At 56.8% G+C, this 13772-nt stretch carries 16 protein-coding genes and 1 tRNA gene; 15 read left to right on the forward strand and 2 right to left on the reverse strand.

All coding sequences use genetic code 11. The annotated features are described in order from the left end of the window. Window positions 1-120 precede the first annotated feature (120 nt). Window positions 121-417, reverse strand: a complete 297-nt coding sequence (locus tag PMA3_RS09350; protein WP_064676880.1) for a hypothetical protein — start codon at window positions 415-417, stop codon at window positions 121-123. Window positions 418-792: 375 nt separating this feature from the next. On the opposite strand from PMA3_RS09350, the gene thrS reads away from it, so the two are divergent. From thrS to PMA3_RS09405, 11 genes are all read left to right on the forward strand, one after another. Continuing rightward, window positions 793-2715 carry a threonine--tRNA ligase gene (gene thrS / locus PMA3_RS09355; RefSeq protein WP_064676881.1) on the forward strand — a complete coding sequence of 641 codons (1923 nt, stop codon included), beginning with the start codon at window positions 793-795 and terminating at the stop codon, window positions 2713-2715. Then, window positions 2715-3266: a translation initiation factor IF-3 gene (gene infC, locus PMA3_RS09360; RefSeq protein WP_169857083.1), complete on the forward strand. Its 552-nt coding sequence runs from the start codon at window positions 2715-2717 to the stop codon at window positions 3264-3266. Before thrS ends, infC begins: the two co-directional genes overlap by 1 nt. Window positions 3267-3326: 60 nt before the next feature. Further along, on the forward strand, window positions 3327-3521 hold the full coding sequence (rpmI, locus tag PMA3_RS09365; protein ID WP_002553160.1) for a 50S ribosomal protein L35: 195 nt from the start codon (window positions 3327-3329) through the stop codon (window positions 3519-3521). Window positions 3522-3549: 28 nt separating this feature from the next. After that, on the forward strand, window positions 3550-3906 hold the full coding sequence (gene rplT / locus PMA3_RS09370; protein WP_007905879.1) for a 50S ribosomal protein L20: 357 nt from the start codon (window positions 3550-3552) through the stop codon (window positions 3904-3906). Between the two features lie 109 nt (window positions 3907-4015). Next, complete coding sequence (gene pheS / locus PMA3_RS09375) at window positions 4016-5032, forward strand: phenylalanine--tRNA ligase subunit alpha (RefSeq protein ID WP_064676882.1); 1017 nt, start codon at window positions 4016-4018, stop codon at window positions 5030-5032. Window positions 5033-5058: 26 nt separating this feature from the next. Further along, window positions 5059-7440 (forward strand): phenylalanine--tRNA ligase subunit beta, encoded by a 2382-nt coding sequence (gene pheT, locus PMA3_RS09380; RefSeq protein WP_064676883.1) that lies wholly within the window; start codon window positions 5059-5061, stop codon window positions 7438-7440. 3 nt (window positions 7441-7443) lie between these two features. Beyond that, the gene (ihfA, locus tag PMA3_RS09385; RefSeq protein WP_002553164.1) at window positions 7444-7746 is read left to right on the forward strand and encodes an integration host factor subunit alpha; all 303 of its coding nucleotides are present in this window, start codon (window positions 7444-7446) and stop codon (window positions 7744-7746) included. Then, complete coding sequence (locus PMA3_RS09390; protein ID WP_003179985.1) at window positions 7727-8083, forward strand: MerR family transcriptional regulator; 357 nt, start codon at window positions 7727-7729, stop codon at window positions 8081-8083. Before ihfA ends, PMA3_RS09390 begins: the two co-directional genes overlap by 20 nt. 89 nt (window positions 8084-8172) lie before the next feature. Beyond that, window positions 8173-8249 (forward strand) — tRNA-Pro (locus PMA3_RS09395). A 238-nt stretch (window positions 8250-8487) separates the two neighbouring features. After that, the gene (locus PMA3_RS09400; protein ID WP_064676884.1) at window positions 8488-8838 is read left to right on the forward strand and encodes an ArsR/SmtB family transcription factor; all 351 of its coding nucleotides are present in this window, start codon (window positions 8488-8490) and stop codon (window positions 8836-8838) included. Window positions 8839-8874: 36 nt separating this feature from the next. Beyond that, window positions 8875-9933 carry a flavin-containing monooxygenase gene (locus PMA3_RS09405; RefSeq protein ID WP_064676885.1) on the forward strand — a complete coding sequence of 353 codons (1059 nt, stop codon included), beginning with the start codon at window positions 8875-8877 and terminating at the stop codon, window positions 9931-9933. A 41-nt stretch (window positions 9934-9974) separates the two neighbouring features. Here PMA3_RS09405 and PMA3_RS09410 read toward each other — a convergent pair whose 3' ends face one another. Beyond that, a complete protein-coding gene (locus tag PMA3_RS09410; RefSeq protein ID WP_064680651.1) occupies window positions 9975-11177 on the reverse strand; it encodes an MFS transporter in 1203 nt (400 codons plus the stop codon). Here PMA3_RS09410 and PMA3_RS33405 point away from each other — a divergent pair. The 4 genes from PMA3_RS33405 to PMA3_RS09425 all read left to right on the forward strand — a co-directional run bounded on the left by PMA3_RS33405 (window position 11176) and on the right by PMA3_RS09425 (window position 13753). Then, on the forward strand, window positions 11176-11310 hold the full coding sequence (locus PMA3_RS33405; protein WP_256557700.1) for a hypothetical protein: 135 nt from the start codon (window positions 11176-11178) through the stop codon (window positions 11308-11310). The genes PMA3_RS09410 and PMA3_RS33405 overlap by 2 nt on opposite strands. A 5-nt stretch (window positions 11311-11315) precedes the next feature. Then, window positions 11316-11813, forward strand: coding sequence for a MarR family winged helix-turn-helix transcriptional regulator (locus PMA3_RS09415; protein ID WP_064676886.1), 498 nt, complete (start codon window positions 11316-11318; stop codon window positions 11811-11813). Between the two features lie 66 nt (window positions 11814-11879). Next, on the forward strand, window positions 11880-12383 hold the full coding sequence (locus PMA3_RS09420; protein WP_064676887.1) for an arsinothricin resistance N-acetyltransferase ArsN1 family A: 504 nt from the start codon (window positions 11880-11882) through the stop codon (window positions 12381-12383). A gap of 14 nt (window positions 12384-12397) precedes the next feature. Next, window positions 12398-13753: an FAD-dependent oxidoreductase gene (locus tag PMA3_RS09425; RefSeq protein ID WP_064676888.1), complete on the forward strand. Its 1356-nt coding sequence runs from the start codon at window positions 12398-12400 to the stop codon at window positions 13751-13753. Window positions 13754-13772: the final 19 nt, after the last annotated feature.

Below are 13772 nucleotides of genomic sequence, written 5' to 3' on the forward strand. Positions count from 1 at the left end.
CGGCCGAACGTCAAGGCGATAAAAAAAGCTGAAAAACCTGAATAAATTGTACGAAAGGAGCTGTTTCAGCCGCTTTTTAACAGTATTTCAGGGGCTGAGAGCGCGGTAGCGAGCTTGTTTTCACTCTTTTTTGGTGGCCTTGCAGGCTGCAATTTTGCCCAGTGCCTCCCGCTTCAATGTGTCGTTGGCCGTGTTGTTCATCAGGGCCTGAATATCGGCGGCAGGGTACGATTTGATGGCATCGGCACCGCAGGCACAGTGGGATTTCGCGGCTGGCGTACCAATCTTCTCGGCAGCGGCAGGAACGCATTGAGCCATGTATTTCTCTCGTTCGCCTTTCGGCCATTCTGCGTGGGCCGCCAGTGGCAGCAGGAGAATGACGGGGGCGACGACTGCGAATAAACGATTCAGACGCATGCTGGGATACTCCTTGTGGGTCAACTATCTTGTTATCTGAGGGGTAGAGTACGCTTCAAGTTCAGCACCCTGGCATAAAAACAGCCAATTTACCCTGCTGCAAAACCTGCGCACCGTAGCAACCGTTCATCTGTGCTAGCATGCGTGGCTCGGGCGTTTGCAGGCTCCGACGGACCTTCAGTCCCGGTGGCGGCAAATGCACGATTAACCCTGATTTGAATCCCAGTCACTCTGGTTCGGTTTCCCGGTTGGCCGCAAGGCTCCTGCCGCTGTAAGGCAGGCGTTCGTCATTGAATGGCCTGGACCGGATCTTGTACTGGCTCATCCCAACCCACGTGACCTTTGGTAGGGGTCACCACTAGGAGAGGAGGCGCCATGCCAACTATTACTCTTCCCGACGGCAGTCAACGTTCATTCGATCACCCGGTTTCCGTAGCCGAGGTCGCCGCATCCATTGGTGCCGGCCTGGCCAAGGCCACCGTGGCCGGCAAGGTCAATGGCAAGCTGGTCGACGCCAGCGACCTCATCGACAGCGATTCCACGCTGCAAATCATTACGCCAAAGGATGAAGAGGGGCTGGAGATCATTCGCCACTCTTGCGCCCACCTGGTTGGCCATGCGGTCAAGCAGCTGTACCCGACGGCCAAAATGGTCATCGGCCCGGTCATCGACGAAGGCTTCTATTACGACATCGCCTTCGAACGTCCCTTCACCCCGGACGACCTGGCCGCCATCGAACAGCGCATGCAACAGCTGATCGAAAAAGATTACGACGTGATCAAGAAAGTCACTCCGCGCGCCGAAGTGATCGAAGTGTTCACGGCCCGCGGCGAAGACTACAAGCTGCGCCTGGTCGAGGACATGCCGAACGAGCAGGCCATGGGCCTGTACTATCACGAAGAATACGTCGACATGTGCCGCGGTCCGCACGTGCCGAACACGCGCTTCCTGAAGTCCTTCAAGCTGACCAAGCTGTCCGGCGCCTACTGGCGTGGCGATGCCAAGAACGAGCAATTGCAGCGCGTCTACGGCACCGCCTGGGCCGACAAGAAGCAGCTGGCGGCTTACATCCAGCGCATCGAAGAAGCCGAGAAGCGCGATCACCGCAAGATCGGCAAGCGCCTGGGCCTGTTCCACACCCAGGAAGAGTCGCCGGGCATGGTGTTCTGGCACCCGAACGGCTGGACCCTGTACCAGGTGCTCGAGCAGTACATGCGCAAGGTTCAGCGCGACAACGGTTACCTGGAGATCAAGACGCCGCAAGTCGTTGACCGCAGCCTGTGGGAGAAATCCGGGCACTGGGCCAACTACGGCGACAACATGTTCACCACCCAGTCGGAAAACCGCGATTACGCGATCAAGCCGATGAACTGCCCGTGCCACGTGCAGGTGTTCAACCAGGGCCTGAAAAGCTACCGCGAGTTGCCGATGCGCCTGGCCGAATTCGGTGCCTGTCACCGTAACGAGCCATCGGGTGCGCTGCACGGCATCATGCGCGTGCGTGCCTTCACCCAGGACGACGCCCACATCTTCTGCACCGAAGAGCAGATGCAGGCCGAATCCGCCGCGTTCATCAAGCTGACCATGGACGTTTACGCCGACTTCGGCTTCAAAGACGTCGAGATGAAGCTGTCCACTCGTCCGGAAAAACGCGTCGGTTCCGACGAGCTGTGGGATCGCGCCGAAGCGGCCTTGGCTGCAGCCCTTGATAGTGCTGGGCTGCCGTACGATCTGCAGCCGGGCGAGGGTGCGTTCTATGGTCCGAAGATCGAATTTTCGCTGAAAGATTGCCTTGGCCGTGTCTGGCAATGTGGTACCCTTCAGCTCGATTTTAACCTGCCTATCCGTCTGGGAGCCGAATACGTCTCCGAAGACAACAGTCGCAAGCACCCGGTGATGTTGCACCGGGCGATCCTGGGCTCCTTCGAACGTTTCGTCGGAATCCTGATCGAGCACTACGAGGGTGCGTTCCCCGCGTGGCTGGCTCCGACCCAGGCAGTGATCATGAATATCACTGATAAACAGGCCGATTTTGCCGCCGAGGTTGAAAAAACCCTCAACGAAAGCGGATTTCGTGCCAAGTCTGACTTGAGAAATGAAAAGATCGGCTTTAAAATCCGCGAGCATACCTTGCTCAAGGTTCCCTATCTCTTGGTTATCGGAGATCGGGAAGTCGAGATGCAGACTGTCGCTGTGCGTACTCGTGAAGGTGCTGACCTGGGCTCGATGCCCGTCGCCCAGTTCGCTGAGTTTCTCGCGCAAGCGGTTTCCCGGCGTGGTCGCCCAGATTCGGAGTAATTACTATTAAGCGTGAAATGAGACAAGATAAACGAGCTGCACCGAAAGCCCCGATCAACGAGAATATCTCGGCACGCGAGGTTCGGTTAATTGGAGCTGAGGGTGAACAGCTTGGGATTGTGTCAATTGAAGACGCGCTTCTTAAGGCTGAAGAGGCCAAACTGGATCTGGTGGAAATTTCCGCCGATGCAGTACCCCCTGTTTGCAAACTGATGGACTACGGCAAATCGATCTTCGAAAAGAAGAAGCAGATTGCCGCGGCCAAGAAAAACCAGAAGCAGATTCAGGTTAAAGAAATCAAGTTTCGTCCAGGGACGGAGGAAGGGGATTACCAGGTAAAACTGCGCAACCTGGTACGTTTCCTGAGTGATGGGGACAGGGCCAAGGTATCCTTGCGATTCCGCGGCCGTGAGATGGCCCACCAGGAGCTGGGGATGGAACTCCTCAAGCGAGTTGAAGGTGACTTGCTCGAGTACGGTTCGGTCGAACAGCATCCTAAGATGGAAGGACGCCAGCTGATCATGGTCATCGCCCCGAAAAAGAAGAAGTAATCAATAGGGCACGGCAGGCCTTCTGATTATGTTTATCAACTGAATGCGGAGTATCCGAACATGCCAAAAATGAAAACTAAAAGTGGTGCTGCTAAGCGGTTTCTGAAAACTGCTAACGGTATCAAGCACAAGCACGCTTTCAAGAGCCACATCCTGACTAAAATGTCGACCAAGCGTAAGCGTCAACTGCGCGGTAGCAGCTTGCTGCATCCGTCTGACGTGGCAAAAGTCGAGCGCATGCTGCGCCTTCGTTAATTTTAGTCAAGAATAGAGGAAGTAACTCATGGCTCGTGTAAAGCGTGGCGTCATTGCCCGTAAACGTCACAAAAAAATTCTGAAACTTGCTAAAGGCTACTACGGCGCTCGTTCGCGCGTATTCCGTGTTGCCAAGCAAGCGGTAATCAAGGCAGGCCAATACGCCTACCGTGACCGTCGTCAGAAAAAACGTCAGTTCCGCGCTCTGTGGATCGCTCGTATCAACGCTGGTGCACGTATCAACGGTCTGTCCTACAGCCGTTTCATCGCCGGCCTGAAAAAAGCGTCCATCGAGATCGACCGTAAGGTTCTGGCTGATCTGGCAGTGAACGAAAAAGCGGCGTTTGCTGCGATTGTCGAGAAAGCTAAAGCCACCTTGGCTTAAGTACCCCCGACAGTCACCCGGCCTCACCTCTGTGGGGCCAGGTGTTAAACGTCATAAATAGGGGAAGAGCCTTCAAGCTCTTCCCCTATTTTGTATCTGGAGTCTGTACATGGAAAACCTGGATGCGCTCGTCTCTCAAGCACTAGAGGCTGTGCAAAGCGCTGAAGATATCAATGCCCTGGAGCAAATCCGGGTTCACTACCTTGGCAAGAAGGGCGAATTGACTCAGGTGATGAAGACCCTGGGGAATCTGCCGGCAGAAGAGCGTCCGCAAGTCGGCGCCCTGATCAACGTTGCCAAGGAGCGTGTCACAGAGGTTCTCAATGCGCGCAAGGCACTGTTTGAAGAGGCCGACCTGGCCGCCAAACTGTCCGCCGAGTCCATTGACGTGACCCTGCCTGGCCGCGGCCAGACCTCGGGTGGTCTGCATCCGGTTACCCGCACTCTGGAACGTATCGAACAGTTCTTCACCCACATCGGCTACGGCATTGCCGAAGGCCCTGAGGTCGAAGACGACTACCACAACTTCGAAGCGCTCAACATCCCAGGCCATCACCCGGCCCGGTCGATGCATGACACCTTCTATTTCAATGCCAACATGTTGCTGCGCACCCATACCTCGCCGGTACAGGTCCGCACCATGGAAGCGAAACAGCCGCCGATCCGCATCGTCTGCCCAGGCCGTGTGTACCGCAGCGACTCCGATATCACCCACTCGCCGATGTTCCACCAGGTCGAAGGCCTGCTGATCGATCGCGACATCAATTTCGCCGACCTCAAAGGCACCATCGAAGAGTTCCTGCGTGTGTTCTTCGAAAAAGAGCTGGCTGTGCGTTTCCGTCCTTCGTACTTCCCGTTCACCGAGCCATCCGCTGAAGTCGACATGGAATGCGTGATGTGCAGCGGTAAAGGCTGCCGTGTCTGCAAACAGACCGGCTGGCTGGAAGTGATGGGCTGCGGCATGGTTCACCCCAACGTGCTGCGCATGTCCGGGATCGACCCGGAAGAGTTTTCGGGCTTCGCCTTCGGCATGGGCGTCGAGCGTCTGGCCATGCTGCGTTACGGCGTGAACGACTTGCGTCTGTTCTTCGACAACGACTTGCGGTTCCTCGCGCAATTTCGCTAGTCGTAACGAATTCTTAGGAGAGCAGGATGAAATTCAGTGAAAAATGGCTGCGTGCTTGGGTTAGCCCGCAGGTAAGTCGCGACGAGCTGGTTGCCCGTCTGTCGATGGCCGGTCTTGAGGTCGATAGCGTTACGCCGGCCGCCGGTGAATTCACCGGTGTGATCGTGGGCGAGGTGCTGAGCACCGAGCCGCACCCGGACGCCGACAAGCTGCGCGTGTGCCAGGTAAGCAATGGTTCGCAGACCTTCCAGGTGGTATGCGGTGCACCCAACGTGCGCCCGGGCCTGAAGATCCCGTTCGCCATGATCGGCGCCGAGCTGCCAGGCGACTTCAAGATCAAGAAAGCCAAGCTGCGGGGCGTCGAGTCCAACGGCATGCTGTGCTCCCAAGCCGAGCTGCAAGTCGGTGAAGGCAACGACGGCCTGATGGAATTGCCGGCCGATGCGCCGGTTGGCGAAGACATCCGTGAATACCTGGGCCTGGACGACTCGAGCATCGAAGTCGACCTGACCCCGAACCGCGGCGACTGCCTGTCCCTGGCCGGCCTGGCCCGTGAAGTCGGCGCGCTGTACGCCACCGAAGTCACCCGTCCGGTCACCGCCACCGTGCCGGCCGTGCACGACGAAGTGCGCTCGGTTGAAGTGCTGGCGCCCGCCGCCTGCCCGCGTTACCTGGGTCGCGTGATCCGTAACGTCGACCTGTCCAAGGCTACGCCGCTGTGGATGGTCGAGCGTCTGCGCCGCGCCGACGTGCGCAGCATCGACGCCGCCGTCGACATCACCAACTACGTGATGCTGGAACTGGGTCAACCGCTGCACGCGTTCGACCTCGCCGAAATCAATGGCGGCATCCGCGTGCGCATGGCCGAAGAAGGCGAGAAGCTGGTACTGCTCGACGGTCAGGAAGTCAGCCTGCGTAGCGATACCCTGGTGATCGCCGACCACACCCGCGCCTTGGCCATCGCCGGCGTCATGGGCGGCGAACACAGCGGCGTCAACACCGCCACCACCCGCGACATATTCCTCGAAAGCGCGTTCTTCGACCAGATCGCCGTCGCCGGCAAGGCCCGTTCCTACGGCCTGCACACCGACGCCTCGCACCGCTACGAGCGTGGCGTGGACTGGCAGCTGGCCCGTGAAGCCATGGAGCGCGCCACCGGCCTGCTGCTGGAAATCACCGGCGGCGAAGCCGGCCCGATCATCGAAACCGTCAGCGAACAGCACCTGCCGAAGATCGCCCCGGTCACCCTGCGTGCCCAGCGCATCACCCAGATGCTCGGCATGGAAATGAACCCGGCCGAAGTCGAGCGCCTGCTCAACGCCCTCGGCCTGACCGTTGCCGCCGACGGGGCAGGGCAGTGGCGCGTAGAAGTGCCAAGCCATCGCTTCGACATCAGCCTGGAAGTCGACCTGATCGAAGAACTGGCCCGCCTGTACGGCTACAACCGCCTGCCGGTGCGCTACCCGCAAGCCCGCCTGGCACCGCAAGCCAAGGCCGAAGCCCGTAGCGACCTGCCTGAGCTGCGCCGCCTGCTGGTGGCCCGTGGCTACCAGGAAGCGATCACCTACAGCTTCATCGATCCGAAACAATTCGAGTTGTTTAATCCGGGTGTCGAACCGCTGCTGCTGGCCAACCCGATCTCCAACGACATGGCCGCCATGCGCTCTTCGCTGTGGCCAGGCCTGGTCAAGGCGCTGCAGCACAACCTCAACCGCCAACAGGATCGCGTCCGCCTGTTCGAAAGCGGCCTGCGTTTCGTCGGCCAGCTGGAAGGCTTGAAGCAAGAGCCAATGCTCGCGGGCGTAGTCTGCGGCAGCCGCCTGCCGGAAGGCTGGGCACAAGGTCGCGATGTCGTCGACTTCTTCGACGTCAAGGCTGATGTGGAAGCGGTACTCGGCTTCGCCGGTGCCCTGGATTCGTTCACCTTCGTGCCGGGCAAACACCCTGCCTTGCACCCGGGTCAAACCGCGCGCATCGAACGTGAAGGTCGCCTGGTCGGCTTCGTCGGCGCGATCCATCCCGAACTGTCGAAAACCCTCGGTCTCGACCGTCCGGTCTTCGTCTTCGAGCTGGTTCTGGCCGAAGTGGCTTTGGGTAAAATGCCTAAATTCCAGGAGTTATCGCGCTTTCCTGAAGTGCGACGTGACCTGGCGCTGATCGCGCACAAAGACGTCGCGGCCAGCGCCGTACTGGACGTAATCCGTGAAAATGCAGGCGAGTGGCTGACAGACCTCAGGCTATTTGACGTGTATCAGGGTAAAGGCATTGATCCTGATAGAAAAAGCCTTGCAGTCGGCTTGACCTGGCAGCATCCATCGCGCACTCTTAATGACGATGAGGTGAATACCACGACGCAAAACATCCTCACCTCGCTCGAACAAAGGTTGGACGCCACGTTAAGGAAGTGACGTATGGGGGCTTTGACGAAAGCTGAGATGGCGGAACGTCTGTATGAAGAGCTGGGCCTGAACAAACGGGAAGCCAAGGAATTGGTCGAACTGTTTTTTGAAGAAATCAGGCACGCTCTTGAAGACAACGAACAGGTCAAATTGTCCGGTTTCGGCAATTTCGACCTGCGGGACAAACGCCAGCGGCCTGGCCGCAATCCGAAAACGGGGGAAGAAATCCCGATCACGGCTCGCCGTGTGGTCACCTTTCGTCCAGGGCAGAAGTTGAAGGCCCGAGTTGAGGCTTATGCTGGAACCAAGTCATAACGACGAGCTACCCGTCATCCCCGGCAAACGCTACTTCACCATCGGTGAAGTCAGCGAGCTGTGCGCCGTAAAGCCGCACGTGCTGCGCTACTGGGAGCAGGAGTTTCCTCAACTCAACCCCGTCAAACGCCGCGGAAACCGCCGGTATTATCAGCGCCAGGACGTGCTGATGATCCGGCAGATCCGCGCGCTTCTTTACGATCAGGGGTTCACCATCGGCGGCGCACGCTTGCGTTTGTCCGGCGATGAAGCCAAAGATGACACCACCCAGTACAAACAGATGATCCGGCAGATGATTGCCGAGTTGGAAGATGTGCTGGTTGTGCTCAAGAAATAAATTTCTGCTTTTAAATACTTCCAGTTTTCAAAAGCTTGCGATATATTCTTGAGCGTCCCTCGAGATGAGGGATGAGTTTCACGCCTAGTCGGGGCGTAGCGCAGTCCGGTAGCGCACTAGCATGGGGTGCTAGGGGTCGAGTGTTCGAATCACTCCGTCCCGACCATGTAATTCAATGGGTTGCGAGATTTTATCTCGCGACCCCTTTTTGTTTTATAGCGTTTTTACCCCTACAAAACGACTGGCTCTCGGTGGAATCTTGACCAACACCATATGGGGGTTACACCCTAGATTGTTGGCTTTCTCGGGCAGTTGGTTGCCTTCACGGTACAGCTTTTAGCCCTAGGAGAGGCGCAATCGCAGAGTGTTGACGTGTGCATAGATATGCACATATAGTCAGTTGCATGACCAATCGAATCCTTAACCGATCCCGCGCAATTGACGCTGCAATCGAGTCTCTCGATGGCGCTTTCTTCAAGGCGCTTTGCGAGCCTTCGCGTGTGGCTGTGCTCAAGCGCGTGATGCAACTGGGGCGCGCCGACATCGGAGAGATTGCGGAAGCACTGCCCCAGGAACGCTCAGTTGTTTCCCGGCACCTGCAAGTACTGTTAGAGGCAGGTATCGTCCGCGGTACCAAGGTCAGCAGGCAGATGTTCTACGAGGTGGATGGTCCGGCAGTGGTGACACGCCTCGAAGCCATTCTTCAGCATATGAAAAGCCTCGCCCCATTCTGCTGCCCAGGTACGTCCGGATAGTTTTTTTTGCTCTGTAGTGTGCATGAGTGTGCATATATGAATGTAATAAATGAAATCTTGGATGTCATTGTGATCGGTGCAGGCCAGGCAGGATTAGCGTGCGGTTGGCACTTACAGCAGCAAAACCTTAGGTTCCTGATTTTGGATGCTGAGCGGTCGCCGGGAGGGAATTGGCGCAATTACTACGACAGTCTGAAGCTTTTTTCTCCAGCTGCTTACTCGTCATTGCCAGGCATGCGCTTCCCGGCAGAACCTGATCATTACCCGCTTCGTGACGATGTCGTACGCTATCTGGAAGACTATGCAAAGGCATTCAGATTGCCAGTTCGTCAGTACACCCGTGTGCAGCATGTACGAAGAGTGCGCGGGCTGTTTCAGCTTCAAACGGACGATGGAGAAATTTTCTGCTCCAGGGCGCTGGTCGTGTGTACGGGGGGATTCAATCAGCCGTTCATTCCAGATATTCAAGGGCTTCAGGGCTTTCTCGGGCGCAGTTTGCACAGCGCGGAATATCGAAATGCCGAAGGCTTTGGTGATCAACGAGTGGTTGTGGTCGGTGCTGCGAACTCGGCTGTTCAAATTGCTTATGAACTGGCCCATGTGAGCAAAGTCGTGCTGGCAAGCAGGGAGCCAATTCGGTTTTTTCCACAAAAGATACTGGGTCTGGATTTTCATGCGTGGCTGAAATGGTCGGGGTTGGAAAAAACCCGTTGGCTGAATGACCAAAGTACGCCGGTGCTTGATGACGGGATCTATCGTCGAGCCCTTAAGAAAAAGTTGTTCGAGCGTAAGCCGATGTTCGAGGCGATAACACCAACCGGCGTGATCTGGGCTGATGGGCAGCACACTGAAGTCGATAGCCTGGTGTTTGCTACCGGATTTCGCCCGAACTTGGAATTTTTGAGCGGGTTGGAATGCCCAGGCGATGAATATTGGGCTCATCGTAACGGGCAGGTCGAGCACCTACCTGGGCTGTATTTTGTCGGTCTGCCGAAGCAACGGAACTTTGCTTCAGCGACCCTCAGAGGTGTCGGCCAGGATGCGTCTTACATCATGCCCAGCTTGATGCGATTTGTCCGCGATATGCCTGTTTAGAAGACAACTTGGCAGTTGACGAATCTCAACCGCAGCAACGTTTAGTCAGTGCGTCGAGTCGTTGGAAGGCGCCAGCTGGCGATGAAGCACAGCAAAACCAAACCGCACATAACGACAAGTAGTGCCGAGGCTCCAAAGTTCTGCAAAACAAATGCGGCGGCTATAGGGCCGCAGGCCTGGGCCACGAGTACCGGCCTGGCGAGAAGCCCCATTCTCGCTCCGTAGCCTTGCGGGCCAAACAGCGCCAAGGGGAGGGTGCCGCGAGCGATCGTTAGGATGCCGTTGCCTGCGCCGTAGAATGCGATCGCCACGAAGGCCATCCAGGGCATCCCTGAGATCAATAATCCCAACCCGACCAGGCATAGAAACACACCAACCCGCGCTGACCAGGTCGGGTGGAGATTTCTGCCTATGGAAAACTCTGCCACCCGTGCCAAGACTTGCGAAGGACCAATCACCATGCCGATGGCCAAGGCCACAGCGGTCGCGACTCCCAGTTGCTTGAGGACATTAAGCAGGTGTACTGAGATACCTGATACGACCAGCGCTAGAACCGTCAGCATGGCGCCAATCAATAAGAATAGATAATTGGTGGTCTTGGGGTGAAGCTCGGACGCGCGGGGTGATTCTGTTATGACGGGGTGGGGTGGTTGTTTTGTGCTTCCAGGAATCAACAGCGAGTGAATGGGTAGCCCAATCAAGAGATGAGCAGCCGCGAGAACAAAGCAGGCGTTTCTCCAGCCGATCCAACTTTCCAGTCCAGCGATCACCGGCCAACCTATGGTACTGGCGAACCCACCTAACAAGGTCAGACCGGTAATTGACGTTCGAGCCCCTTCGCCGAACAGTCGTCCCAGGGTCGAGAAGGCTGCGTCGTATAAACCCGCCGCCATGGCAACACCGATCAACGTCCAGGCGACATAGTAAGTGGCAACGTTGCCCGCCAGTCCCATTAGTAGCATGCCGAGAGCCAGCAGCAGTGAACTGGCCGCTAGGACAGAGCGTCCGCCGTGGCGGTCAATCTGACGACCAACGGCCGGCGAGGAAGCTCCCGCTACCAAAAGTCCCCAGGACAGGCCGCCCACCACATTGGTGATGGACCATCCCGTCTCTTTGGCTATCGGAGACGCAAGCACTGCGGGCAAGTAGTAGGTCGAACCCCAGGCGAGAATTTGAGTGAAACCCATCGCCCATACGAGTCTGGAGCGATTGATCGGGGGATGGATCTGTTCTGGAAGTGTCATGACCGACGTGCTCATTTTTTTGTTGTCAGTAACAACAAGCTATCGCCTTCCTTTGGTTATCGTCAATCGAGAGATCGGTGTTGACGATTCCGAAATACCAGGATTATTGTTGCAGCTAACAACTAATTTGTGACGGTTATGACGAAGCGTAAAAACGATCAGCTGACACAGGATTCCGAGGAATTGTATGAGGCGCTGAACCAGCTGGTTCGCGTCCATCAGTTCCGTGATCGTGACCGAATCTGCTGTTACGACGTGTCTGTAACCCAATGCTATGCCGTTGAGACGTTGGTCAAAAGGGGCGCATTGCGCCTTCAGGTCTTGGCGGAAGAGATGTTCTTGGACAAGAGTACGGCGAGTCGAGTGATCGATACCCTGGAACGCAAAGGGTATGTGTCCCGCGTTGAGGATGATGAAGATCGGCGCGCAGTGCGAATCCAGGCAACGGATGCCGGGCGTGAGTTATACGAGAAAATCAGGGCAGGCCTGATTGCTGAAGAACGAGCGATGATCGAGAACCTCTCGGCCGAGGCCAGACAGGGAGCGTTGAGTTTGCTCAGGCAGATTACGCGGGCCACAGAGATTCGCTGCGGGCTCGCGAGCGAGTGCTGCCCTGCCGTGAAGAACAAGGATTGAAAAGGGAAGAACTTCCCTTTTTTTTGCCAATAATGTTGTTACTACCAACGTAATGGGGCTCCAACAATGCGAGTTCGTTTAGCTGAACCCAAGGATACCGTTTCAATAGCAGCCATCTACAACCAGCGGATCGAGGAACGTAGCTCTACGTTTGAAACTGCCCCTCGAAGCCCGGCGGACATGCTGGATCGCATCAACGCAATGGAGCGTTATCCAGTGTTGGTCATGGTCGATGAGGCGGATCAGGTTTTTGGCTGGGCTGGACTCAGTAGTTATCGCGGCCGTGCCTGTTACGACGGTATTGCGGATTTTTCCATCTACCTGGATCGCAGTGTTCGCGGCCAGGGGCTTGGCAAGCAGTTGCTTCAGACACTGCTGACGGAAGCCGAAGCTCGCGGATTCTGGAAAGTCCTTTCACGCATTTTTACCTTCAATCACGCCAGTCTCGCCTTGTGCGAAGCCTGCGGTTTCCGCCAAGTGGGGGTATATGAAAAACACGCCTGCCTGGAAGGACGCTGGCTCGACTGCGCGATTGTCGAGCGCCTGTTTCCGGTCAATCAGCCAGTCTGAAGAGGGAATCGATCATGGAAAACAATCACCTTCCGATCGCCATCATTGGAGCAGGTCCAGTGGGCCTCGCCGCAGCCGCTCACCTGCTGGCCCGAGGTCTCACGCCCCTGATTCTGGAAGCTGGTCCGGAAGCAGGGTCCGGCATTGAAGAATGGGCGCATGTGAAGATGTTCTCTCCATGGGAGTTCAATGTGGACAAGGAGGCGGCCAAACTTCTGCTGGCCGATGGTTGGACTCCACCACCGGAGAACGAGTATCCAACGGGTCGTGAACTGCTGGACCGGTTTGTTCGACCTCTCGCGGACCTCGAACAGATCAAGCGTCGTTTGCAGCTCAATACCCGTGTTCTAGCAGTCACTCGCGCCGGTCAGGATGTGATGAAGACCCAAGGCAGATCGGCAGCTCCTTTTTTACTGCGTGTCGCAGGGCCAACGGGTAAGCAGGACGTGCTGGCCAGCGCTGTCATTGATGCCTCGGGCACCTACCTGACACCAAACTGGATGGGCGCCCATGGCATACCTGCCTTGGGTGAGATCGAGCATGCAGCGCACATTGCGTACGGCATTCCGGAGGTGCTGGGTCGTGCGCGGAATCGCTATGCCAACAAAAGAGTGCTGGTAGTGGGCGGTGGTCACTCCGCGTTTAACGCCCTACAGGAGCTGGTGCGTCTGATTCAGGAGGCACCGCAAACCAAAGTGCTCTGGGCAATCCGGGGTAATTCTCTTGAGCGCATTCTGGGTGGTGGTGCGAATGATCAATTGGAAGAGCGCGGAAAGCTCGGCCTGAAGATTCGCCAGTTGCTGGATGACGGTGTTATCGAGCTGTTCAAAAACGTTGCTATCGATCAGGTTGCAGGCAATGGCCAAGGGCTGGTCGTGAAGGCGGGAGAGCAGATACTTCCACCTGTGGACGAAATTATTGTGGCGACAGGATTCCGACCTGACATGAGCCTGCTCACGGAGCTGCGTGTCGCACTCGATCCTGCTACCCAAAGCGCAGTGTTGCTTGCTCCAATGATTGATCCCAACGAGCACAGCTGCGGCACGGTTAGACCCCATGGCGCGGTAGAACTGGCCCATCCTGAGGAAGGTTTGTTCATTGTTGGGATGAAGAGCTATGGTCGGGCGCCTACGTTCTTGTTGATGACTGGGTATGAGCAAGTTCGCTCTGTCGTCGCGGCGCTGGCGGGTGATTGGGATGCGGCCAAAAGGGTTGAGCTGATCCTCCCGGAAACGGGCATTTGCAACTCGGATTTCGATGAAGTCGATGATCGCTTGAAGGCTTCGGCAAGTCAGACGTCTTGTTGTGGCACCGGAGAGATAATCCTTGAGGCCGCGCCTCGTACCTCGCCGGGTTGTTGCAAAGGGTAGTACGCAGCAACCGAACCCG

This window comes from Pseudomonas silesiensis (assembly GCF_001661075.1).
Classification (GTDB): domain Bacteria; phylum Pseudomonadota; class Gammaproteobacteria; order Pseudomonadales; family Pseudomonadaceae; genus Aquipseudomonas; species Aquipseudomonas silesiensis.

Excerpts from the sequence above, each read along its gene's own strand:
- PMA3_RS09350 (WP_064676880.1), bottom strand. The coding sequence starts at position 417 with ATGCGTCTGAATCGTTTATTCGCAGTCGTCGCCCCCGTCATTCTCCTG.
- thrS (WP_064676881.1), top strand. The coding sequence starts at position 793 with ATGCCAACTATTACTCTTCCCGACGGCAGTCAACGTTCATTCGATCAC.
- rpmI (WP_002553160.1), top strand. The coding sequence starts at position 3,327 with ATGCCAAAAATGAAAACTAAAAGTGGTGCTGCTAAGCGGTTTCTGAAA.
- rplT (WP_007905879.1), top strand. The coding sequence starts at position 3,550 with ATGGCTCGTGTAAAGCGTGGCGTCATTGCCCGTAAACGTCACAAAAAA.
- pheS (WP_064676882.1), top strand. The coding sequence starts at position 4,016 with ATGGAAAACCTGGATGCGCTCGTCTCTCAAGCACTAGAGGCTGTGCAA.
- pheT (WP_064676883.1), top strand. The coding sequence starts at position 5,059 with ATGAAATTCAGTGAAAAATGGCTGCGTGCTTGGGTTAGCCCGCAGGTA.
- ihfA (WP_002553164.1), top strand. The coding sequence starts at position 7,444 with ATGGGGGCTTTGACGAAAGCTGAGATGGCGGAACGTCTGTATGAAGAG.
- PMA3_RS09390 (WP_003179985.1), top strand. The coding sequence starts at position 7,727 with ATGCTGGAACCAAGTCATAACGACGAGCTACCCGTCATCCCCGGCAAA.
- PMA3_RS09400 (WP_064676884.1), top strand. The coding sequence starts at position 8,488 with ATGACCAATCGAATCCTTAACCGATCCCGCGCAATTGACGCTGCAATC.
- PMA3_RS09405 (WP_064676885.1), top strand. The coding sequence starts at position 8,875 with ATGAATGTAATAAATGAAATCTTGGATGTCATTGTGATCGGTGCAGGC.
- PMA3_RS33405 (WP_256557700.1), top strand. The coding sequence starts at position 11,176 with ATGACCGACGTGCTCATTTTTTTGTTGTCAGTAACAACAAGCTATCGC.
- PMA3_RS09410 (WP_064680651.1), bottom strand. The coding sequence starts at position 11,177 with ATGACACTTCCAGAACAGATCCATCCCCCGATCAATCGCTCCAGACTC.
- PMA3_RS09415 (WP_064676886.1), top strand. The coding sequence starts at position 11,316 with ATGACGAAGCGTAAAAACGATCAGCTGACACAGGATTCCGAGGAATTG.
- PMA3_RS09420 (WP_064676887.1), top strand. The coding sequence starts at position 11,880 with ATGCGAGTTCGTTTAGCTGAACCCAAGGATACCGTTTCAATAGCAGCC.
- PMA3_RS09425 (WP_064676888.1), top strand. The coding sequence starts at position 12,398 with ATGGAAAACAATCACCTTCCGATCGCCATCATTGGAGCAGGTCCAGTG.